The 23,519-nt window shown below is 43.1% G+C and carries 18 protein-coding genes and 2 pseudogenes; 9 read left to right on the top strand and 11 right to left on the bottom strand.

Translation table 11 applies throughout. The features are described 5' to 3' along the window. Positions 1 to 43: 43 nt before the first annotated feature. The 10 genes from Q0Z70_RS07655 to rsmH all read right to left on the bottom strand — a co-directional run bounded on the left by Q0Z70_RS07655 (position 44) and on the right by rsmH (position 12,345). Positions 44 to 775, bottom strand: coding sequence for a cell division protein FtsQ (locus Q0Z70_RS07655; RefSeq protein ID WP_298073506.1), 732 nt, complete (start codon positions 773 to 775; stop codon positions 44 to 46). A gap of 76 nt (positions 776 to 851) precedes the next feature. Then, positions 852 to 2,231, bottom strand: coding sequence for a UDP-N-acetylmuramate--L-alanine ligase (gene murC / locus Q0Z70_RS07650; protein WP_298073505.1), 1,380 nt, complete (start codon positions 2,229 to 2,231; stop codon positions 852 to 854). 11 nt (positions 2,232 to 2,242) lie between these two features. After that, positions 2,243 to 3,403, bottom strand: coding sequence for an undecaprenyldiphospho-muramoylpentapeptide beta-N-acetylglucosaminyltransferase (murG, locus tag Q0Z70_RS07645; protein WP_298073504.1), 1,161 nt, complete (start codon positions 3,401 to 3,403; stop codon positions 2,243 to 2,245). Positions 3,404 to 3,428: 25 nt separating this feature from the next. After that, a complete protein-coding gene (locus tag Q0Z70_RS07640) occupies positions 3,429 to 4,736 on the bottom strand; it encodes an FtsW/RodA/SpoVE family cell cycle protein (RefSeq protein ID WP_298073503.1) in 1,308 nt (435 codons plus the stop codon). Positions 4,737 to 4,775: 39 nt separating this feature from the next. Then, a complete protein-coding gene (murD, locus tag Q0Z70_RS07635) occupies positions 4,776 to 6,110 on the bottom strand; it encodes a UDP-N-acetylmuramoyl-L-alanine--D-glutamate ligase (RefSeq protein WP_298073502.1) in 1,335 nt (444 codons plus the stop codon). Between the two features lie 7 nt (positions 6,111 to 6,117). Then, positions 6,118 to 7,386 carry a phospho-N-acetylmuramoyl-pentapeptide-transferase gene (gene mraY / locus Q0Z70_RS07630; RefSeq protein WP_298073501.1) on the bottom strand — a complete coding sequence of 423 codons (1,269 nt, stop codon included), beginning with the start codon at positions 7,384 to 7,386 and terminating at the stop codon, positions 6,118 to 6,120. A 40-nt stretch (positions 7,387 to 7,426) separates the two neighbouring features. Beyond that, a complete protein-coding gene (locus Q0Z70_RS07625) occupies positions 7,427 to 8,878 on the bottom strand; it encodes a UDP-N-acetylmuramoyl-L-alanyl-D-glutamate--2,6-diaminopimelate ligase (protein ID WP_298073517.1) in 1,452 nt (483 codons plus the stop codon). A 27-nt stretch (positions 8,879 to 8,905) separates the two neighbouring features. Then, positions 8,906 to 11,008 (bottom strand): penicillin-binding protein, encoded by a 2,103-nt coding sequence (locus tag Q0Z70_RS07620; RefSeq protein WP_298073500.1) that lies wholly within the window; start codon positions 11,006 to 11,008, stop codon positions 8,906 to 8,908. 47 nt (positions 11,009 to 11,055) lie between these two features. Next, positions 11,056 to 11,412: an FtsL-like putative cell division protein gene (locus Q0Z70_RS07615; protein WP_298073499.1), complete on the bottom strand. Its 357-nt coding sequence runs from the start codon at positions 11,410 to 11,412 to the stop codon at positions 11,056 to 11,058. An 18-nt stretch (positions 11,413 to 11,430) separates the two neighbouring features. After that, positions 11,431 to 12,345, bottom strand: coding sequence for a 16S rRNA (cytosine(1402)-N(4))-methyltransferase RsmH (gene rsmH / locus Q0Z70_RS07610; RefSeq protein ID WP_298073498.1), 915 nt, complete (start codon positions 12,343 to 12,345; stop codon positions 11,431 to 11,433). 741 nt (positions 12,346 to 13,086) lie between these two features. On the opposite strand from rsmH, the gene Q0Z70_RS07605 reads away from it, so the two are divergent. The 9 genes and pseudogenes from Q0Z70_RS07605 to Q0Z70_RS07565 all read left to right on the top strand — a co-directional run. Further along, positions 13,087 to 16,017: a carboxypeptidase-like regulatory domain-containing protein gene (locus tag Q0Z70_RS07605; protein ID WP_366807202.1), complete on the top strand. Its 2,931-nt coding sequence runs from the start codon at positions 13,087 to 13,089 to the stop codon at positions 16,015 to 16,017. Positions 16,018 to 16,022: 5 nt separating this feature from the next. Continuing rightward, on the top strand, positions 16,023 to 17,327 hold the full coding sequence (locus tag Q0Z70_RS07600; protein WP_298073497.1) for a DUF4876 domain-containing protein: 1,305 nt from the start codon (positions 16,023 to 16,025) through the stop codon (positions 17,325 to 17,327). A 43-nt stretch (positions 17,328 to 17,370) separates the two neighbouring features. After that, a complete protein-coding gene (locus Q0Z70_RS07595) occupies positions 17,371 to 18,948 on the top strand; it encodes a DUF6850 family outer membrane beta-barrel protein (RefSeq protein ID WP_298073496.1) in 1,578 nt (525 codons plus the stop codon). An 11-nt stretch (positions 18,949 to 18,959) separates the two neighbouring features. Beyond that, on the top strand, positions 18,960 to 19,841 hold the full coding sequence (locus Q0Z70_RS07590; protein WP_298073495.1) for an ABC transporter ATP-binding protein: 882 nt from the start codon (positions 18,960 to 18,962) through the stop codon (positions 19,839 to 19,841). Positions 19,842 to 19,897: 56 nt separating this feature from the next. Then, on the top strand, positions 19,898 to 20,536 hold the full coding sequence (locus tag Q0Z70_RS07585) for a hypothetical protein (RefSeq protein WP_298073494.1): 639 nt from the start codon (positions 19,898 to 19,900) through the stop codon (positions 20,534 to 20,536). 125 nt (positions 20,537 to 20,661) lie between these two features. Beyond that, a complete protein-coding gene (locus Q0Z70_RS07580) occupies positions 20,662 to 21,819 on the top strand; it encodes a DUF4857 domain-containing protein (RefSeq protein WP_298073493.1) in 1,158 nt (385 codons plus the stop codon). Between the two features lie 186 nt (positions 21,820 to 22,005). Continuing rightward, entirely contained in the window at positions 22,006 to 22,416 is a 411-nt protein-coding gene (locus tag Q0Z70_RS07575) for a hypothetical protein (protein WP_298073492.1), read from the top strand. Continuing rightward, positions 22,400 to 22,948 (top strand): PepSY-associated TM helix domain-containing protein, encoded by a 549-nt coding sequence (locus Q0Z70_RS07570; protein WP_298073491.1) that lies wholly within the window; start codon positions 22,400 to 22,402, stop codon positions 22,946 to 22,948. Before Q0Z70_RS07575 ends, Q0Z70_RS07570 begins: the two co-directional genes overlap by 17 nt. 61 nt (positions 22,949 to 23,009) lie before the next feature. Continuing rightward, a pseudogene (locus Q0Z70_RS07565) lies at positions 23,010 to 23,171 on the top strand (IS982 family transposase); the annotation flags it as partial. 19 nt (positions 23,172 to 23,190) lie between these two features. On the opposite strand, the pseudogene Q0Z70_RS07560 reads toward Q0Z70_RS07565, so the two are convergent. After that, a pseudogene (locus tag Q0Z70_RS07560) lies at positions 23,191 to 23,517 on the bottom strand (TonB-dependent receptor plug domain-containing protein); the annotation flags it as partial. Positions 23,518 to 23,519 lie beyond the last annotated feature (2 nt).

Genomic DNA, 23,519 nt, shown 5'->3' with positions numbered 1-23,519 from the left:
TCTTCCTTTATTATTGTTTTATTAATCTTTTCTGTATTCAGTCTCATTTGGTGCAAATAATCTGGTTATTGAATTCCACATTAATACGCGAATATTTGTTCCATCCTACTTTATTAAGGGCCTTTTGGTAGAATTCCTTAAGACGTTCCAATTTGCGATCGTAGTCCTTTAATTCACCCAAATAAATGAGATGGTCACCTACACGAGGAACAAGTTCTACTGTCTGATCGGCACAAATATAAATTTGTTCAATCTGAGCATTCCAAAAGGGATTCTGCTGCAAAAATACACCAAACTTATATAATTTCTCCATGGCGAAAGACTTTTCTATATGTCCCGTAGCCAAAGGAACATGAGCCACACATTTTGTGCCAGAGGGCATAATCGTTCCCTTGTTATCCAAATAATAATTATTGCCACGACTGCCCATAACACGCATGATGGGGATACGCTGACTAATCTCTGTACAGACTTTTCCACTGGGAGTTTTGTAGCACTCTACACGGTCGATAAGCGGATGAGCAGACAAAACTTTCTCAAGACAATCCGTACATATTTCATCCAAGTTGCAACCTACAGGATCAAGCTTTTCCTTGCGAAGCATGGACAAAACCTCCTTTTTTGTAATGAAGCCTGCGTAAACAGTATCCTTAATGACCAGTTCCAAATCGGCACAAACGGCTGCTTTCGGCTTCCAATTAAAAGCTGTAACGGCTACAATCAGATAGGCGCTGACCAATAGCAGGACAATTGTCAGTAAAATTCTTCTTATCATATTTCTTCGTTATTTCTGATGTCTTGACCGTATCCGCGATTATAACACTCGAATGAATTTACTATGTATATACCTGTTAACATCGTTGTTCCAGCAAACGCGTAATTTGAAGAGCATAGTTATCCATATCACCGGCACCCAATACAATCAGAACTTCGATATTCTTTGTTTCGAGCAAAGCAGGTACATCCTCCTTGCGACAAAGACACTTTTCAATACCGGGACGTAACTGATCATAAATTAGCCGGCTGCTTACACCTGGAATAGGTTCTTCACGAGCAGGATAAATATCTGTAAGGATTACTTCGTCAAGCAACGAAAGACTATCTGCAAACTCGCGATAAAAATCACGGGTACGTGTGTAAAGATGAGGCTGAAAAACAGCCGTTATCTTCTTGTCCCGATATAGTTCACGAATAGATCGTACACTTTGGGCAATTTCTGCCGGATGATGGGCATAGTCACTGATAAAAACGATACGATCTGTTTTCAATTTAAAATCAAAACGACGATCCACACCACGGAAATTAGCCATGCCTCGCTTAATTTCTTCATCAGTAACACCATTCAAATGGGCCAATGCCATAGCAGCCACCCCATTGTCTATATTGATACTGACAGGTACTCCCAATTGGACATCACAGATACGCGTATCAGGCGCCACAAAATCCATAAAGATTTCACCTCCGCCAATGCGGATGTTCTCAGCATGGAAGTCTCCGTGGTCGCGGCTGTAAGTATAAACCTTGACACCAGGCTGCACGTCGGGCTTCAAGGCAAGTCCTTCGTGAAGAATGAGTACTCCTCCTGGCTGAATAAGTGTCGTATAGTGACGAAAACTTTCCAAATATGCCTCCCAAGTACCATAAATATCCAAATGGTCAGGGTCGGTAGCAGTAATAACACTCATATAAGGTGACAACCAGTGAAAGGAACGATCAAACTCATCGGCTTCAATTACTGTATAAGGACTCTCCTGCGACAATAACAAATTAGTACCGTAATTCTTTGAAATGCCGCCTAAGAAAGCTGTACAACCTACATGCGATTGTTGAAGCAAGTGTGCGGCCATTGTACTAGTTGTGGTCTTGCCGTGTGTACCAGCCACACAAAGAGCCTTACTCCTACGGGTAATAATACCCAATGCCTGAGCACGTTTATGTATCTCAAAACCGTTCGTGCGGAAGTAATTCAATTCAGCATGTTCATTTGGAATGGCCGGAGTATAGACAATCAAAGTCGTAGCTGCATCTCTACACCATTCCGGTATTTGATTGACATCCTCTTCATAATGAATAACCGCTCCTTCTTCCACAAGCCGCGCAGTCAGTTCGCTGGGCGTTCGATCGTATCCAGCCACACGCTTGCCGTGCGAGAGGAAGTAGCGTATCAAAGCACTCATACCAATTCCACCGGCACCAAGAAAATAAACGGATTGCATAGTTTCTATATTCATAACAAGATGCTTTATTTTATCAATTTCAATACTTCTTCAGCAATAATACGGGCAGAGTCAGGCAAAGCCAACTTGGTAATATTAACACTTAATCGTGTCAGTAATTCATCATCAGCAACAGTTTCTATAGCCGTATCAAGCAACTTTTCCTGTGCTTCGGCATCTTTCACATAAAGGGCTGCATCCTTGTTGACCAATGCCAACGCATTTTTTGTTTGATGATCCTCAGCAACATTAGGCGAAGGAACAAGAATAACCGGCTTTCCTAAAAGACAGAACTCTGAAATAGAACCTGCCCCAGCACGTGAAATAACCAAATCAGCTAAAGTATAGACATTATTCATATTTTTGATGAAGTCCGTCACATACAAGTTAGGAATATTGCCCACTCGCGCATTGCGCACAGCCTCTCCCGTAAAAGCAGTAATGGCAGCTTTTACCTGGTCTATATATATCTTACCCGTTTGCCAAATAAACTGCACTTCGGGATGTGCTTTCATAAGAGCCAGTCCTGCCACTAACGTCTGATTGATAGTACGTGCTCCCAAACTTCCACCTAATACAAGAACTGTCTTCAAGTCAGGATTAAAGCCAAATGCAGAAGCCGCAGCTTCACGTGTAATTTGATTATCCAGTAGCGATTGTCTTACAGGGTTTCCCGTTAACAAAATTTTCTCAGAAGGGAAAAACTTTTCCATGCCTTCATAAGCCACACAAATGCGATCTGCCTTTTGAGCCAACAATTTGTTGGTGACTCCGGCATAAGAGTTCTGCTCTTGTATCAGAGTTGGTATTCCCATCATACCTGCTGTCTTCAAAGTCGGGCCACTGGCATATCCACCTACACCCACCACTACTTGTGGGCGGAATCCCTTGATAATCTTGCGTGCTTTCCATTGGCTACGCAACAATTTAAGGAGTACAGAGAAGTTCCTCCACAAATGCTGACGGTCAAACCCTGCTACCGGCAAACCAATAATACGATAACCAGCATCGGGTACACGTTGCATCTCCATCCTCCCTTCTGCACCCACAAAAAGGATCTCAGCATCGGGACGCAACTCACGAATGGCATTGGCTATAGATACAGCTGGAAAAATATGTCCTCCTGTACCACCACCGCTGATAATAATACGCGGAGCTTTATCATTATTCTTAATGTAATCTTTCATTTTCACCTTTGTTTTTGAACTCTTTTTAATTGAACTCACTGTCACTGTTTAACAGTTTTGAAGTCGGTTCTTCTGCCTCTTCCTGGGCTTGAACGGACGCGACGTCTGCAACAGCAGCTTCTACTTGCATCGGGATCTGAGCATCATGTTGTTTCTGCTCTTCCAACTGAGAAGTATATCGACTGACACTCAATATCATACCGATATAAGCACAGTTAATAAAAGTCGAAGTACCACCTTTACTGATAAGTGGCAACGGTTGTCCCGTAACAGGTGCCAAACCTACAGCCACCATCATATTGAACAAAGCCTGCGTCACCAACAGAAGGCCTATGCCAATAACCAAAAAAGCTGGAAAAGTTCGATCACACTTCTTAGCGATACGTCCCACACGTATCAATAGACAAATATAGAGAAAAACAACGACAATACCACCAATAAGCCCCAGCTCTTCAATAATAATAGCATAAATGAAATCTGAAAAAGCTTGACTAAGGAAGTCTCGCTGTACTGAATTTCCTGGCCCTTTCCCGATAACATGACTGGTAGCTACAGCAATACGAGCATGAGCTACCTGAGCATCCCCATCAATATCAAACTTTGCAGCAGGTACCTCTTTAGCATAAGCAAAATCTACAATACGTGCTTTCACCGTAGTAAAACGGTGCCCCATTGGAATCTTTTTCAATGTATCATTAGGTGTGACCAATAAAAAAGACACAAACAGCACTGCTGCGCCAATCAAGCCTCCTCCTAATAATATCAGTTTCTTAGCCTGTACACGTCCGATGAACATCATCAAATAAACGGTACCAAAAAGCAATATACCAGTAGAATAATTCTCCGGCAAAATAAGACCGCAAACAATACATGTCATGATCATGATACGCTTAAAAGCTTTAGGAGATGCTCCCGATTCATTTTGTCCGTGTGATAAAATAACAGCAGTCCCCATAATGACACCCATCTTAGCCAATTCCGAAGGCTGAAACTGTACCCCCATGAAAGTCATCCAACGAGCAGCGCCATTAATGTAGTTGCCTGTTACAACTCCTGTAATCATGACAAAGAGCAACAGCACAACTGAGACCAACAACAGAGGGTATGGAAGCGCTTGAAACCATTTATAAGGAATATTATGTACAAACACAACAATCAATGCTCCAATAGAAAGCAGAATCGTGTGTTGGGTAATCGGTCCCCAATGGTCACCACTTTTATAAGTAAGTGTAGATGCTGCGGAAAATACTTCTGTAATGGAAATAAGGCAGAGCACCAAGAAGATAATCCATATCACCTTGTCGCCTTTGAATATGCTTTTTAATAAATCCACTTTATTCTAATTTAAGATGTCTATTCTTTTTAAAACAGTTTATAAACTTTGTACACAGGATTTGAACTGATCGCCACGATCTTCGTAGCTCTTAAACAAGTCGAACGAAGCGCAGCAAGGACTCAACAACACCGTTTCTCCCTTCTTGGCCAAACGATAGGCAGCGTCTACAGCATCCTTCATGCCAGTTTGTACATCAGCTACCGGTAATCCTAAACGGTCAAAAAAATCGTGTAACTTTTCGTTATGCAATCCTAAATAGACCAATGCCGAACATTTCTCACATACCAGACTTTCTATCTCCTTATAATCATTCCCTTTATCTTTCCCACCTAATATCAACACTGTTTTAGTTGTCATACTTTGCAAAGCATACCAACAGGAATTAACGTTAGTAGCTTTTGAGTCGTTAATAAAATGTACACCACGTACTGTAGCAACTTTTTCCAATCGGTGAGGAACTCCTTGGAAGTCGGACAAAGCCTTGCGAATATCCTCATTCTTCACCCCTGCCAGATTAGCCGAGATACCGGCAGCCAACGAGTTATATAAATTATGCGTACCATGTAAAGCCAGTTTTTCCTGCTCCATGTTAAAAGCGATAGGCGTATTGATTTCCACCTCTCCATCTTCTACATAAGCAATAGCTCCATCTTTTTTAACAGCAGAAAAAGGATATAACTGTGCTCTTAGTCCATGTTTATCCAACTCACGACGAATAATGGGGTCATCATTCCAATAAACAAAGGCATCTTCTTCCGTTTGATTCTGAGTAATGCGGAATTTGGCATCCACATAATTCTGCATGCAGTGATCGTAACGATCCAAATGGTCGGGCGTAATGTTCATCAGCACAGCAATATTAGCGCGGAACTTATACATATTATCCAATTGAAAACTACTCAACTCAATAACATAATAGTCATGCTGCTCAGTAGCAACCTGCAAGGCCAGACTGTTTCCAATATTACCCGCCAACCCGACATTCATCCCTGCACTCTTGAAAATGTGATATATGAGTGAAGTAGTTGTCGTTTTTCCATTCGACCCTGTAATACAAATCATTTTGGCATTCGTATAGCGTCCTGCAAACTCAATCTCAGAAATGACAGGCGTACCCTGTGCTTTCAGCTTCAAAATCATCGGAGCATCATTAGAAATACCCGGGCTCTTGATGACTTCGTTGGCATTCAAAATCTTTTCTTCCGTATGTCCGCCTTCTTCCCAAGGAATATCATATTTATTCAACAGCTCTTTGTACTTGTCTTTGATAGCACCCATGTCTGAGACAAAAGTATCGAAACCTTTCACTTTTGCCAACACGGCAGCACCTGCACCGCTTTCGCCGGCTCCTAAAACTACAATTCTGTTCATATCTATATTATCTAATCTTCAACGTAATAATAGTAACAGCTGCCAAAATGATGGTCACGATCCAAAAACGGACGGTAATCTTCGATTCATGGAACAGTTGTTCAGGTCTGGTAAATACAACACGACATCCTGGCTCTATCAGGTTCATACCGGTACGGAAATGATCATGTATCGGGGTGCGCTTGAACAAACGTTGCTTGACACCTTTCCGTTTACCAGCCTTGTAATAGACTCTTTGCAAAATAACCGAAAGATTTTCTACCAAAAACACTCCACAAAGAATAGGAATCAGTAATTCCTTGTGGATAATGATGGCAAAGACGGCTATGATACCTCCAATGGTGAGGCTGCCCGTATCACCCATGAATACCTGTGCCGGATAGGCATTGTACCACAGGAAACCGATAAGTGCACCGATAAAGGCACAAACGAAGATTACCAATTCTTCGGAACCGGGAATATACATGATATTCAGATAGCCCGCGTATTCAATGTGGCTCGACACGTAGGCCAAAATGCCCAACGTCAGTCCGATAATGGCTGAATTGCCCGCTGCCATACCGTCCATACCGTCATTCAAATTCGCACCGTTACTTACAGCTGTAACTACGAAAATGGTGACGATGACGAACAAGATCCATCCGACAGTTTGAGCATGGTCGCCGCAAAAAAACATGATGTCGGCATAATCCAAATTGTTGCTTTTGAAGAAAGGAATGGTAGTTTGCGTAGCCTTGATTTCTTTGGCAGCATGGACAATTTCTATCTGTCCGTCCGGTTGTTCCACTTCAATATTTTCACGAATCACAACTTGTGGACTGAGATAAAGAGTTAACCCCACAATCAAACCAAGGCCCACCTGACCGATAATTTTGAATTTGCCATGCAGACCTTCCTTGTCTTTTTTGAATATCTTAATGTAATCATCAGCGAAACCCAGTGAACCCAACCAGATGGTGGTGATAAGCATCAGTATCATGTAGATATTTCCCAATTTGCCCAATAGCAGACAAGGAATAAGGGTAGCAAAAATAATAATAACTCCTCCCATACTGGGTACCCCCACCTTGTTCACACCAAATGGATCGATACTGGCATCACGTTGGGTTTCGGTAATCTGTTTTCGTTTCAGCAAATGAATAAATTTATCTCCATAGATGGTGGAAATGAGCAGAGCCACAATGACGGCCATCAACGCGCGAAACGAGGTGTAGCCAAACATACCTGCACCGGGGAAATCATATTGGTCAAGCCAATGGAATAAGTAATATAACATGGCAATGAATAATTTACAATGTACAATTAACAATCATTCTTCAGTTCATGATCTTCTGGAGTTCTTCTTTATCATCGAAATGATGTTTCACGCCCTTTATTTCCTGATAGTTCTCATGTCCCTTACCGGCTACCAATACAACATCGCCGGACTGTGCCAACATACAGGCAGTTTTGATTGCTTCGCGGCGGTCCACAATGCTGAGTGTCTTCTGCATGTCTTCCTTGTCGAGTCCGGCCAGCATGTCGTTGATGATGTCCTGAGGCTCTTCGAAACGGGGATTATCGCTCGTTATGATAACACGGTCGCTCAAGCGGACGGCTTCTTTGGCCATGATAGGGCGTTTACCTTTGTCACGGTTCCCACCAGCTCCTACTACGGTGATGACCTTACCTTTTCTTTCCATTACACCGTGAATGGCATTCAGTACATTAACCAACGCATCGGGTGTATGAGCATAGTCCACGATGGCGGTAAAACCTTTATCCGGTGAACGAACAGCATCGAAACGTCCAGCTACCGGATGCAGAGTGCTCAGTGCCACCAACACGTCCTCTTCCTTTTTTCCCAACAATACGGCGGCACCGAATACGGCCAGCAGATTGGATGCGTTGAAGCGTCCAATAAACTGAACGGCCACTTCGTGATTGTTGAAATCGAGCAACATGCCTTCGAAATGCGACTCCAATACACGTCCTTTGAAGTCGCTTAAGCTGCGCAAAGAGTAAGTATATACGTGCGAACGAGTGTTTTGTGTCATCACCAGTCCGTTCTTGTCGTCCAGATTAGTCAGACTGAAGGCATTCTTAGGCATGTCGTCGAAGAACTTCTTCTTGGCTTTCAAGTAGTTTTCCACCGTCTTATGATAATCCAGATGGTCGCGCGTCAGGTTGGTGAAAATGCCTCCGGCAAAACGCAAACCGTTGATACGTTTCTGGTCAATGGAATGCGAACTGACTTCCATAAAGGCATACTTGCAGCCGGCATCGGCCATCTGTCCCAACAGGCAGTTCAATGTGATGGGATCGGGAGTTGTGTGGTCGGTGAGCACCGGTTGGTCATCAATGTAATTGCATACGGTAGAAATCAAACCAACCTTATAACCAAAGTAGCGGAATACATTATATAATAAGGTGGCAATGGTTGTCTTCCCATTTGTACCTGTCACCCCAACCAGCTCCATCTTGGAAGTCGGGTCACCATAGAAAGAGGTTGCCAGCTTGCCAACCGCATCCTCGCTGTCCTTCACCCGAATATACGTTACGCCAGGAGTTGTCTGCTCCGGCATTTCTTCGCAAAGAATGGCAACTGCCCCTTTGTTAATTGCCGAAGGTATGTAGGAGTGTCCGTCAGTCTGCGTACCGCGCATTGCCATGAAAAGGTGTCCGGCTCTCACCAAACGCGAGTCGATGTTCACTCCGGTTATTTCAATGTCTGTACTTCCGGCGACTTCTACCGGTTGTATAACTTTCAAAAGTTCGTTCAGTTTCATGTCATTCATTAAAATGTTTTCATTCGTTTATTGTCTTAGTTGGAGGGTGACGGTCTGTCCTTTCACCAGCCTGTTGCCTCCTGCTATGGATTGGCTCCTTACCTTTCCGATACCGTAGAGCTGTACAGCCAGCCCTTTGCTTTCCAGCAAGTAGACGGCATCTTTGGCTCCCATCCCTATCACGTTCGGCACCAATCCTGATTTATCTTCTCCTGTCTGCAAGATAACCGCGTTGGGTGACTGTTGTGCATGCCCCCAAGTAGTCTTACTATCCGATAGCTTAAAATCTTTCTGTACCGGTACTTTCAGGTCTTCCAGCACCCAAACCGTTTCATTCATATTGCCAGCCTTAACTTCTGGAATAACGTTGGTCGTACTGTCTACAGCATTGCTCAGGTCGAAATGGAGGTTCTTGGCATAGACACGTTCTGCAATCTTGCCGAAAACACTTCCTGCCATTCCACCACCCGAGGCAATACCTTTGTTGATTTGAATGGAGACGATGCAGCTGTAGCGGGGCTGCTCCGAGGGAAAGTAACCGCAAAAGCTGACCAGATGGTTGCGCACGCCACTCTTGTAGCCTCCCGCTCCCTGCGAAATCTGCGCCGTACCCGTCTTTCCCGACACGTTAAACTGGTCGCTTCCTGCTGGTTTGGCTAATCCATGACTTACAACGTTGCGTAGGATAGTGCGTATCTGCTCCAAAGTATGATCCGAGCATATCTTCTCATTGATAATCTCGACAGGGAATTCCTCTACCGTATCGCCGTCTTTTACAGCCTTGGTCACGAAACGTGGACGAACCATAGTACCGTTGTTAGCGATGGCATTGTAAAAGGTCAGAATATTAATGGGCGGCAACTGCACCTCGTAGCCTATACTCATCCACGGCAAGGTAGTCTTGGCAAAATATTTTTCTTTAGGTCCTTTGATGTTAGGCGTGCCTTCGCCTGGAATTTGCAAGTGCAGCGGCTGGTCAATACTCATACGCTTCAAACCGTCCACAAACTTTTGCGGGTCGTTCTTATAATACTTGTCAATGATGCTTGACACACCGATATTAGAGGACACCTCCATGATACGGTTCACGTCGATAGCCCCATAACCTCCGCGATGCCAGTTGTGGTCACGCATAGCCTGGCCATACATTTTCTTGATGCCGTTACCGGTATCGACAATGTAATCTGGCGTGATTTTCCCATCTTCCAGTGCCACCATAATGGAAGCGGTCTTGAAGGTAGAACCCGGTTCTTGCAGGTTGCTGATAGCCAGGTTGCGCATCTCATAATAGTTACCGTCCTGTCCGCGTGTCATATTGACAATGGCCTTTACGTCTCCTGTGGGTACATCCATCAGAATGGCTACGCCCGATACGGCTTCCAGTTCTTTCAGTTTGTCCACTAATGCCTTTTCACAGATATCCTGCATATCTACATTAATGGTAGTAATGATGTCGCAACCATCTACAGGCGGACGATCCACGATATTCAAAAACTTGTTCATCACCTTCTGGCGGTGAGTGATTCCTTCCTTACCTTTCAGTAGGGAGTCGAAGGCCAGTTCGATGCCGTTCTTAGCCCCTTGAGCCGTGTCGGCATATAGGTCGCCCAGTGTACGTGCAGCCAGCGAGCCAAATGGTTTCTTACGCTGGTTATAAGCTAACTCGTGAAAGCCGCCTCTATATTTGTTCAAGTTGAATACAGGCAAGCGCTTCGCCTCTTTATACTGGATGTAGGAGATGCGCTTGGGATAAATCAAGTAGTTGCGGCTTCCCTCCTTACGACCCTTCAGCAAGTGGGCCTTAAACTGAGCAGCACTCCGATCAGGAAAGATTTTGTGAAGACCCTCGCAAATTTCTGTCAGATGGTTCATCAGCATAGTGTCCTTCTGGTATCCGCCAGCCTTGAAATCCATGTAGATGCGGTATTCGGGCAGGGAACTGGCCATCAGCTTACCGTCGGCCGAAAGAATATTGCCCCGGTTGGGCTTGACAGGTACGCCCTCACGTACAAAACGGTCGGCTACATCTTTCCAGTAGCCCTGCTCGGCAAACATGATAAGACAGGCCTTGCCTACCACCGCTATCCCCATCAGCGACATCAACAGCACGACGAAGAAGTAGCGAGTCATAATATTTTTCTTGTTTACAGCCATGACTATCGTTGCGGATTGTGGTTTTACTTTATCAGATAAGGAGGATTAGTCGCTGTCTGCAAGTCGCTTTCGCGGGTGGAGATGTACTCCTCGATACGCGATTGACGGCTACGTTCCATCAGTTCGGAACTGCGGGTCAAGGCATTGTACTTGATGTCAGTCAGTTCCTTCTTCAGTCGATCAATCTCAATCATCTGCTGTTGGCAAGCATAGCGGTTGTGGATGTAGAAAATGATAAGCACCATAACCAGTACCAGCAGTTTGGTCTGACGGCGGAAAAAGTCCGTAGCTAAGATATCTCCTCCCACAATACTTTTCCAGGAAGCATGCTTGCTTTTCTTCTTTCCCGGCTGAGCGACGTTTTCTTGTATCGTTTCCATTGCAATAGTTCCTTTATCTCATCGTTTTTCTGCTATTCTCAGTTTGGCACTGCGTGAACGGGGGTTGCGGGCTATCTCCTCATCAGCAGGTATGATGACTTTGTTGTTTACCGGCCGGAAAGGCGTTTGCACGTTGCCGTAGAAATCTCTCTCCGTTTTGCCCTCTACATTGCCCGTCTTCATGATGTTCTTCACCATGCGATCCTCCAGCGAATGATAGGTGATAACCACCAGCCGCCCGCCCGGCCGCAAAGCCTCGGTAGCGGCATAAAGCATTTCTTTCAGGGCCTCCATCTCTTGGTTCACCTCGATGCGCAGGGCCTGAAACACCTTGGGCAACTCCTTTTTCTCACGTTCACGGCCGAAGAAGGGCTTCACGATGTCTAAGAAGTCGCCGATAGTGATGATTTTTTGCACCGCACGCGCTTTCACCAGCAGGGCGGCCAGTTTGCGACTATTCTTCAATTCGCCGTAAAGATAGAATATGTCTGCTATGCGCTCCTCGTCGTAAGTGTTCACCACATCGGCCGCCGTCAGGCCTGCCCGTTTATTCATGCGCATGTCCAACTGGCCATCGAAGCGGAAGGAGAAACCCCGTTCGCTGTCGTCGAAGTGATGGGACGACACACCTAAGTCGGCCAAGACGGCGTCCACCTGCTTTACACCATAGTAGCGCAGAAAGTTGTTCAAGTAGCGGAAGTTGCTGCGTACAAAGGTAAAGTGTGGGTCGTCTATAATGTTACGTTCGGCATCCTCGTCCTGATCGAAGCTCAGCAGGCGTCCTCCATCGCCCAATCGGGACAGGATTTCACGCGAGTGTCCGCCACCGCCGAAAGTCACGTCGATGTACGTGCCGTCCGGGTGGATATCCATGCCGTCCACACTGGGCTTCAGCAACACGGGAATATGGTAAGTCGCTTCTTCTGCTGCCATTTACACCTTAGTTGTATAAACGGTTGTAAAAGTACGCATTTCTCTACAATTACGGGCAAGGATTTTACTAAAATCCATAAACAAGTTTTCAACAGCTTTAAATTATTTGTTTGCAACCAGTTTTGACGACTTATACGAATGATACTTTAAGGTGAGTTCGAAATAAGGATTAATTTACTCATTGGATTAGTAGGTACATAGCAATAAATATATCAAATTTATAGTGCTGAATTATAACCTTTAAACGATTATCGCTATGTTCTCAGAATAAAGTCACAGAGATTAATCCTGACCATATGAGCAAGGCTGGGATTAGGATTATTCTTATCCTTTTTTACTCCAGAAGTTTCCGCGAAAAAAAAGAAAAAGAGAGTGTAAGGCAAAACTCTTAAGAAGCTCCGCCGAAGCTCTCGGTTTTTTCCAAAACTTTCTTAAGAATCTTTCCGAAAACTCCGAGAGTTTTCCAACTTCTTTCCTATATTCGCAAAAGTGCATTTCATCCATCTTCACTTTTTCTCTTTTGTGATAATCACTTGTGAATTCTATATAGAGAATCAGATATAGAAGAACTGCTTAAGAAAAACAGGCAGGAAGCATATCAGTAAACTATTCTTTGAGGTATTAGTTAATAAAACTTCCCCAAAGGAGACTTTAAAGTCCAGAAACAAAATACCCATTTTTAGGTATTGCTCACATTTTTGCACTGCAATAATTTTGCACAGAAAAAATTAAAGGCATTTTATGAGAGCTAAATTATTGTCAATATCAGTGTTCTTAATCACTCCTTTCATGGGATTTTCATACAATATATCAGGTAAGGTACTTGATATAAAATCTAAAAAGGCTATAGAATTTGCAACCGTATGGATTGAGGGTACAGGTATAGGCACTTTGACAGATGCAAATGGGAGTTTTCTTATAAATAATCTGTCTAATGGTAATTATGAAATTATCATCAGATGTCTGGGCTATACGGAGAAAAAGAAAAAAATATATCTCAGGAATAATATAGACGTGCTTTTTTATCTTTCTGAAACATCTCTGGCTTTGGATGAGGTGACCGTTACGGCTGAGAGAAAGGCAAATGATGCAGCCACTGCTTATACTCTGAACAGGACAGCATTGGACCATTTGCAAAGTGTAAGCGTGACAGATGCCTTAAGTCTGTTGCCGGGCGAACAGACAAACAAATATAAAACCCTGACTTCATCAGGACAGACCGTTACGTTAAGAGGTGAAACCCCGGAGATGGGGAATCCGGATTTTGGAACTGTTGTCGAAATGGATGGAGTCAGACTTTCCGGTAATGCAACAACGTCTACCGGTGGAACAGATTTGAGGAATGTGGGTAATAACAATGTGGAAAGAATAGATGTCATTACCGGAGTTCCTTCCGTAGAATATGGCGACTTGACAAACGGCGTCGTCAGGATAATAACCCAAAAAGGTAAAAGCCCTCTTTGGGCAAATATCTCTGTACGCCCCAATACACAGTCATATTCACTGAGCAAGGGGATTGATCTTGGAGGAAAAAGAGGAATAGTCAATCTGTCATACGAACGGGTACGTTCCGTTTCTGATATCGCATCTCCGTTTACTTCGTATATAAGAAATGCTTTTGGACTTAAGTATTCCAATGCGGTTAATTATCCGTCGGGACGGAGCCTTTCCATGGACTTCAGTCTGAATGGTAATGTGGGCGGATTGAACTCGGAATCAGACCCTGACGCATTCAAGGAAACGTATACCAAGGAAAGAGACAATGCCTTGTGGGGCAGTATGGCTTTCAACTATATGATAAATTCCAACCGGCTTTCAAATCTGAGGTGGGGAATGAGTTTCTCCTATTCGGACAAGACGTCAGAAGTGAAGGCAAACAAGTCCGCATCGTCTGCCATGCCGGCTCTGCATACCACAGAAGAAGGATATTTCGTCGCTTCCAAGTATGAGGACAATCCTTCGTCGCCAATCATTCTTTTGCCGGTGGGATACTGGTATGTCACTACTTACAATGATAACCGTCCGATAAATTATTCGGTTTACATAAAAGCCCGATGGACACATAAAACGGGAAATCTGACCGGTAATCTGTTGTTGGGCTCCGAGTTGAAGTCCGACGGGAATTTAGGAAGGGGAGAATACTATACGGATATGTCTGTCGCCCCAAGTTGGAGGGAGTACAGGTACGATGAGCTGCCGTTTATGAACAACTGGGCTTCATATATAGAGGAGGATTTAAACTTCGCATTCAGAAACTCCACTCTGAACCTGAAAGCAGGTCTGAGAAATGATATGACAATAATATCCGGTTCGGCGTACGGAACTGCTTCGAGCCTGTCCCCCAGGATCAGTGCAAAATATTCTTTCGGCAATACCGATACCGGCTTCTTCAGAGGTGCGACTTTCAGAATGGGATGGGGCAAGGCCGTAAAACTTCCTTCGTTTGAGATACTGTACCCCAAAGAAACGTATGTGGACAGGCTGGCATTTGCCCCCGGAACAATGGCCGACGGAACCACCTATTATGCTTACCACACTCACCCTGTCACTCCCGTATATAACTCATCATTGAAGTGGCAATACAGCATAATGCGTGAATTGGGAGCAGATATAAAGTTGAAAGGGGTAAGAATCTCATTGTCTTTCTATTATAACAGCATGATGAATCCGTATTCCCATACAAGGTTTTATTCTCCGTTCGATTATAAGCTCACAGGCCAAAGTGCATTGGAGGCGTGTCCGATTCCTTCTCCTGACAGGATTTATACCATTGATCGCAATACGGGTGTTGTCACCGTGTCCGACAAGACCGGAATGCTCCCCTCTCAGGAAGCGGATTACAAGGTCGTAAAGGACTTTCAGTCTGTAAGTATGAGTATAAACGGCTCTTCATCTTCAAGGATGGGATTGGAATGGGTATTGGATTTTGACAAGATCAGGTCTGTAAACACTTCGGTGCGAATAGACGGGAAGTATTACAGATACAAGGGTGTGGATGAAGTCGTTGTGCCATCCGGAGTAGACCTTACAAGTTCAGACGGCCAGCCCTACAAGTATATCGGATATTATGTCGGTGGAACAGGCAATTATAATGGCTTCGAAAGCAGACGGCTGAACACAAATATGACTTTTATCACACATATTCCTAAGTTGAGAATGATTTTCTCGTTGCGTTTTGAAGGTACATTCATGAATACCCGCCGGAATCTGAGTGAGTATGGTGACGGAACAAGAAGTTATGTAATCGACAATAGAGGAGATTATCTGCCGTCCGCCACCGATAAAGACATTTATGATGGCAACAATTATGCGGTGACTTATCCATTGTATTATGTGTCGCGCGATGACATGGAAACTAAAGTCCCGTTCATGGAGAAACTGTTGTGGGCCTGCGATCACGACAAGGACTTATACAATGAGTTGACAAAACTTGCCGTTAAGAGCAGTTATGGGTATATATTCAAGAAACAGAGTTATGCACCTTATTTCTCTGCCAATCTTAATGTATCAAAAGAAATAGGCAAATACCTCACGGTCTCATTCTTTGCAAATAACTTTTTCTACAGCAAGCAAAAAATAAAAAATGCGCAGACAGGAAACGAAATGTCATTGTTTGACTCAAGCCTGATTGCTCCCTTTAATTATGGAATTTCATTTAAACTAAAATTATAACGATTATGAGAAAACAATTTTTCATTTTAAGCATGCTGATGCTTGGTTTGTCAGTCTATTCATGTACGGATGAAGACAATCCGCAATATGAATTAAGTAATGTAAAGATTCAGCTGGTGTATCCCGAAGGGTATGGTCCGTCAGAAGGAGTGGAAGTTTCATTGAAGAATACTTCTACCGGTGCAGTGTTTTCAGAAAAGACCGGTGCCGAAGGTACGGCTCTATTCGAGGTACCCAATGGCATATATGAGGCATCTGCTTCCGAACAAAGAGTGATAGATGCAGAAGTTTGTCTTTTTAACGGGGTAAATAGCAATGTAAATGCCGCCACGGAAAATGTGGAGGCTTTCATAGATCTGAAACTTTCCAAAGGCGGGTCGGTAGTAATCAAAGAACTATACGTAGGCGGATGTCCGATGGACGACGGTTCGGGATCTTTTGCGAAAGATCAGTATGTAATACTCTACAACAATTCATCTGCAACTATCGATATAAGCGATTTTGCCCTTGCCATGGTAAATCCTTACAACTCGCAAGCTGCCAATAAAGATTATGTTAATGGAGAACTCTTTTACGCTTCTGAAGGATGGATTCCGGCCGGAAACGGTTTGTGGTATTTTGAGAATAATGTAAAACTGGAACCCGGGAAACAGATCGTCATCGCAATCTGCGGGGCTGTAGATAATACAAAGACCTATTCACAGTCAATCAATTATGCAAACAGCGAGTATTATTGCTGTTATGACATTGAGGATTACAGCAACACTGCTTATTATCCAACCCCTTCCGAATTAATACCTACAGAACACTATTTGAAGGTTTATAATTACGGATTGGGCAATGCATGGCCTCTGAGCAACTCCGGTCCGGCATTCTATATCGTCCGTCCTCAGGGAACGACTCTCAAGGAGTTCGTTGACAATCCGGATAATGAGAACATGTACGGCTCCAATCAGGTTCGCAGAAAAGTTCCTGTGGAATGGGTTGTCGACGGAATTGAAGTTTTTGCAAAAGGACAGCCCAATAATCAGAAAAGGCTTCTGCCTACAATTGATGCAGGTTATGTGGAAATGACAGCCAAGATGGGCTACACTCTTTACAGGAACGTTGACAAGGAAGCTACTGAAGCAATTAAAGAGAATGAGGGCAAACTTGTATACAATTATTCGTTCGGTGTAGATGATTCTACCGACCCAAGCGGAATAGACGCTGAAGCTTCAATAAAGAATGGTGCAAGAATAGTTTATATGGACACAAACAATTCTACAGCCGATTTCCATCAGAGAAGCAAGGCCTCATTAAGAAACTGATTTGATTATGTATTTGGTGAATACCGACAATCTTAGGATGGCAATGGCAACGGGAATAATGATTCTCGTTGCCATGCCTGCCCATGCTGATAATTATCCTGCGGTTACAGATATGGATTATAACGAGACGGTTCTGAAGTTTCATGCATCACAGAGCAAAAATGCTTCTTTCCTGACAGACGTAAAATGTCCGAACCTGTCATATCTGAAACTGAACTGCCATATTCGTAAAGGTGATATGGTGAATTATTATCAGTCTGACGACAGCAAGGATTTTGAGATAAGGACAGAATCGTATTATCGTTTTAGTGAACGTCTGATGCTGTCAGGTGCAATATCTTATGAAACGGATAAAGGCAAGAACATGTCAGGTTCTGCCTTTATCAATCCGGAACATACTCCTTTTGATATTGTAGAGATGGATAAGTCCAATGCAGGGACAAAACGCAGGGAACGGTATTCATTGATCGGAAAAGCAGGATATTCGCTGAACTCAAGGACTTCACTGGGAGCTTCCGTGGAATATGCCGTCGAGAATTATGCCAAGTTCAAGGATTTGAGGCATCAGAATTCGATGATGGATTTAGGCCTGTCTTTGGGAGGCAAATATAAAATCACAGATAATGTAACTTTCGGTTCAGTCTATGTTTACAGAAGAAACATTCAGAGGGTTTCATTTAATATCTATGGCAATACCGACAGGCAATATACTTCGCTAATAAGCTTCGGTGGATTTTATGGGCGTAGCGAATTGTTCGGTGAGAGTGGCTATACTTCCAATGCTCTTCCATTGTTTACACGGACCAACGGTGGTGCTTTGCAACTATTATGGGAAACGGCCGGGGTGAAGTGGTTTAACGAGTTTGGATTTTATAAGGATAAAGGACAGTTTGGAACCGGTTCCTCCACTTCAATCACTTATAGTAATCACAATTCTACCGGACCGGAGTACAAGTCGAAACTTATAATAGAAAAACCTCGTTCGTTTCATGTGATAGAGTTGAATGTGTTCAGCAAATCGTTAGAGAATAATGAGAACTCGTATAAAGAAAGTACTGATGCCAACGGAGTGTCGCAAATAGTTTATTATGGAAGCAATAAAGTAGGCGAGAAAGAATGGAAAGGAATAGACGTTACGTATTCTTTTCTTTCAGGGAACGGTATAAGACGTTCCGATTGGTCTGCCGGTATGGGTACAGGATATTATTCGCGGCTTGTAACAGCTTCCCAATATCCGTTCTACAGAAAGCAGGACATCAATTCCGTACATGCGGATTTGTTCGTAAAAAAGAACTGGTTTAGGAAGAAACATATCTACACATTTTCTTTGACAGGCGGATATTCAACAGGATGGGGGAATATGAACGACGACGGAACATATACCGGTGTTTCTGAAAATCAGAAAGCACCGGTTTCGCTTGACAATTTACTTGTGCAGGAGTATGATTATAACACAGCAAGTCAGGTAAAGTCTTGTGCCTCTTTGAGCTGTGAAAGAGGAATAACGAGAAAGCTGTCGCTGTTTTTAAATGTCGATTTTACTTATCTGATAACCCTGAATACAAGTCTGAAAGGTAAGAAACACATGGTATGCGGTCTTTCGGCAGGAGTTAAATTCTAATTATAACATATATGGAAAAGATTATAGAATGTGATAAAATTACGCATTATTATGGAGACAGACTGATTTATGCCGACCTTAGTTTTGATGTTGAAAAAGGTAAGGTTTTAGGTCTGTTAGGTAAGAATGGAACAGGGAAAACAACCATTATAAATATTCTGAATGGTTACCTGAAACCCCGTTCCGGCATATGTCGCCTGTTTGGTGAGGATATGGATAACATCAGTCCTTCCACAAAATCAAGAGTAGGCCTGTTGCTGGAAGGGCATGTGCAGCATACGTATTTCAATGTACAGCAGATAGAAAAGTTCTATTCTGCATTTTTCCCCAAATGGAAAAAGGAGGCATATTATGAACTTCTGAAAAGACTGCAAGTGCTTCCTACGCAGAAAATTTCCACAATGTCCTGCGGTCAGCGATCGCAGGTGGCTTTGGGGCTTTTGTTTGCACAGGACCCGGATTTGCTGATATTGGATGACTTTTCTATGGGACTTGATCCCGGCTATCGCCGTCTCTTTGTGGAATATCTTAAAGAATATGCATCGGCAGAAAGCAAGACCGTGTTCCTGACTTCGCATATTATCCAAGATATGGAAATGCTTATAGACGACTGTATGATAATGGATTACGGCCGTCTGTTGCTCCACAAACCGGTCAAGGAGATAATGGACAACTTCAAGAGATACAGGTTCATCACACCGGGACCGGATTTCAGAATAGAGGCCGACAATGACTTCCGGAATCCGTCCATGCTTGGCGACAAATGGGAAGTGTATTCTTTCCTAAATAAAAAAGAGGTACTGTCAAAGCTCTCTGTTAAGGGAGTAAAAGAGATTACAGAAGAGAAACTCTCTCTTGAGGATGCATTCATTGGCCTTACCGGAAAATATTGATAATGATAAAATGATATAATATGAATTTGTTTAAAGCTCTATCATATAAAGAATGGATGAAGACAAGAAAGTTTATTCTTGTAGCTTTTACCCTGTCGGCTGCCGTAGCTGTATATTCTTATATTGACATTACGTATGCCATAAGAATAGAAGAGGCGGTTAACATTTGGTATGGATTTATATTTCAAGGGGCATCAGTCTCAAGCTTGATGATGTATCTGATACCCTTATCAGGCATTTCGATGGCTATAGTACAGTTTGTCCCTGAAATGACAAACAAGAGGCTCAAACTGACCTTGCATCTTCCTGCCGGCGAAACCCGGCTGATATCGGCAATGCTGCTGTATGGCTATGGAGTATTGTTTGCTATGTATTTGGCTTGTGTAATCTTTATGTCGGCCATTATCGGCCTGGTCCTGCCTACTGAAGTAGTGTGTATGATGGTTTCACAATTCCTGCCGTGGGTTACTGCCGGTCTTTCCGGATATGGATTTACGGTATGGATATGCGTAGAACCCGGCTGGAAACAGAGGATATTCAATATGCTGATTTCAGTGGGACTGCTGTCTGTGCTGTTTGTCTCTGATTATCCTGAAACCTATTCAGCCTTTGGATGGGGTATGCTTCTTGTGCTTGTTTCGTCGTTTGTTTTCCCTTTCTATTCGTGTGTCAGATTCAAACAGGGAATTCAGTAAGATGATTTTATCGTTAACAATATAAACTGTATCCGGATATGAGATTTAAGAATATTATATATGTGATAATCCTTGTTCTGACCACAATCATAACTTCGTGGTCGATACCGGCTCTGGTAAAGAAAATGGTATATGAGTCGAATGGATATCCTCTGATGTACTATAGTTCACGGCTGAAAGAGCTATGTATAATAGATTTTCGTGAGACGAAGGATGCTTTCCGCGACGTTAAAGGAAATGTCTATCCACGTTCGCAATACGATTCCCTCTTGCCGCTGTTGAACTACAGACAACTGGCCATGAATGGGAACTTGCCTGACTCACTCGAAGGGCATGCAATGGATGTTAAGATTCTGCGTTCAAAACAGGTGGTGTATCGTTTCAGGCCGTCGGACGTTCATTCTCCACAACCCAAGATGGGAGTATTGCTCGAGGCGATGCCTATAAGGGGAAATTTGTCATTGCCGGGTGATTATTTCAGAATGGACGACAGTGAAATGGTCTTTGTCAATTCCGAGACCAACTCTGTAAATCATGCCAAGAGTAAGATGTTTACCGAAGAACTTCTGGAAAAAGGATTCGAGTTTCCTGCAAAGGCATTTTGGGGTAACCCCACTGTACGCAAAGCTTATGAAGAAGGTTATTTCTGTCTGGACAGCAAAGGCGAGTTGTTTCATGTAAAGATGGTGAACGGACGTCCTTTCGTGAGGAATACCGGAGTAAGTAAGCAGGTTGCTGTAAAATGGTTTGTCATGCGCGAGGTCGGCGACAAGAGATTTTACGGTTATCTCTTCGGGCAGGATGGAGAATTGGGTATAGTAGAAAGCGATGAGGACGGCGGCTACAGATTTGTCAGGATGGATATACGTCCTGTCGACATAGCCAAAGATGACATCACAATCATGGGCAATATGCTTTATTGGACAGTAAGGGTATGCAACTCTGAAGCTATGGACTGCTATGGACTTAAAACATCTACTTTAGAGTCATTGTCAACTTATCATCAGGAGAAAGAGATTGGAATATGGGACAAGGTAGCGGATGTCGTTTTCCCTGTAATATTGTCGCCGGCTTCGCCTGACAATGGCTATATAGGTTGTTATGTCCTCCATTTCTCGGCATGGGCATGGATACTGTCCGTCATATTGGCGCTGCTGTTTTTTGTATTCATGAGAAAAAGATCAGCCTTTCACAAGAATCTTATCGTATCTTCAGTGATAGCATTGGCTGGGATCACGGGTATTATAGCACTTTTATTATTGCCAAGGAACAGATTCGAGTAAATTTTAGAGATGAATTAATTATAAACTTAATCAGATTTTATTGAAATGAGAAAACTTTATTTTTTTGTTGTATGCCTGACTGTTGGCATGGCATTTACATCATGTGGAAACAGTAAAAAACAGTCAGAAGAATCTTCAACGACCGAGCAGGTCGCTCAGGGAATTGATGTTTCAAAAGCTTTGTATGTGGAAGAAATCCTTCAGAATGCAGAGAAGGAAGTCGGTAAGGAAATAACGCTGAAAGGTTTCGTGACACACACATGTAAACATTCGGGACGCAGATGTTTCGTTATGGGTAATGACCAGAAGACATCCATTCGTGTAGAAGCGAGAGGAAATATCGGCGGCTTCAACCGCGAGCTTATCGGTTCTGAACTCGTCATCAAAGGAGTCCTGAAAGAGAATAAACTTACAAAAGAATATATTGATCAGGCAGAAGAGGAACTGAAGGGAAAGCAGAGACAAGAAAGCGATGGAGAAATTTGTGATGCAGAGTTGAGCAATATAAATAACATGCGTAAGTGGATGAAGGAAAACAATAAAGATTATTATTCGGTCTATTATGTGGAAGGAACCGATTATGAAATCATTGAATAAAAGTTTTTCATATTGGTTGAGGGTTATTCATCGCGACCTGGGCTTTCTTATGGTGGGTTTGTGTTTGGTTTACGGAGTGTCCGGATTCCTGCTGAACCACATGGACGGAAAGGATCCTGCATTTAAGACCACAGAAGCCGGAGTGGAATTGAAAAAAGGGATGGACACTGATGAAATAATCGCCGAATGGAATTCGGATTCAGGACTGCCGCACCTGAAAAAGATTCTTAGAATTGACGATGAACACTTCAGAATCATGCTGGAAGGAGGAGTAGGAATATATAACTCGTTTACAGGTGTCACAGAATACGAAACTCATGAGAAACGTCCTGTAATATACTGGTTTAACAGGCTTCATTGCAATCGTGTAAATGGATGGAGCTTTATGGGCGATTTCTTCGCTTTTTCACTTGTATTCTTTGCCATATCCGGACTTTTTATGATTAAAGGAAAGAATGGCATAGCTGGAAGAGGCAAATGGTATCTGTTGGTTGGAATAATGATCCCAATATTTTATATGATACTATCATAAAATTAATATCTTAACGTGAGTTCGCCAAATTGTAAATGCTTATAAAATTGGTGATTAGCGAAATGAACTCAAAAATATAGCACAAGTGGAACATTCAAGGCATGGAACTTTTGATAATTTTATTGTCAACCTATTGAGTGCAATTGCCGCATATTGCTGCTTTCCAAAGAAGCCGTGTATCAATGTCATGAGAACGATTGACACACAGCTTGCATTGTTTTGAATTCGTCGAACTCACGTTAATTAATTGAAGCTTTTCCTTTGGTTCCTTTTTTAGTAGTAATCAGAACGACACCGTTTGCACCACGAGAACCATAGATTGCAGTTGCAGACGAGTCTTTCAAGATTCTCATTGACTCGAAATCGTTCGGGTTAAGGTCTGCCATCGAACCGGCAGTCAAAGGAACTCCATCGACTACATAAAGAGGGTCATTGGAGTTGTCGATTGAACGAGTACCACGCTCAGCATCTTCAACCAATGTAACATTAATAGGACTTAGGCCTTTAACTGGAATAGATTGTGTTTTGTAACCTACAAAACTAATTTCTAAAACAGCATCTTCAGCCACAT

Source organism: uncultured Bacteroides sp. (assembly GCF_947632445.1).
Classification (GTDB): domain Bacteria; phylum Bacteroidota; class Bacteroidia; order Bacteroidales; family Bacteroidaceae; genus Bacteroides.
This window is presented reverse-complemented; position numbering and strand designations above follow the sequence as displayed.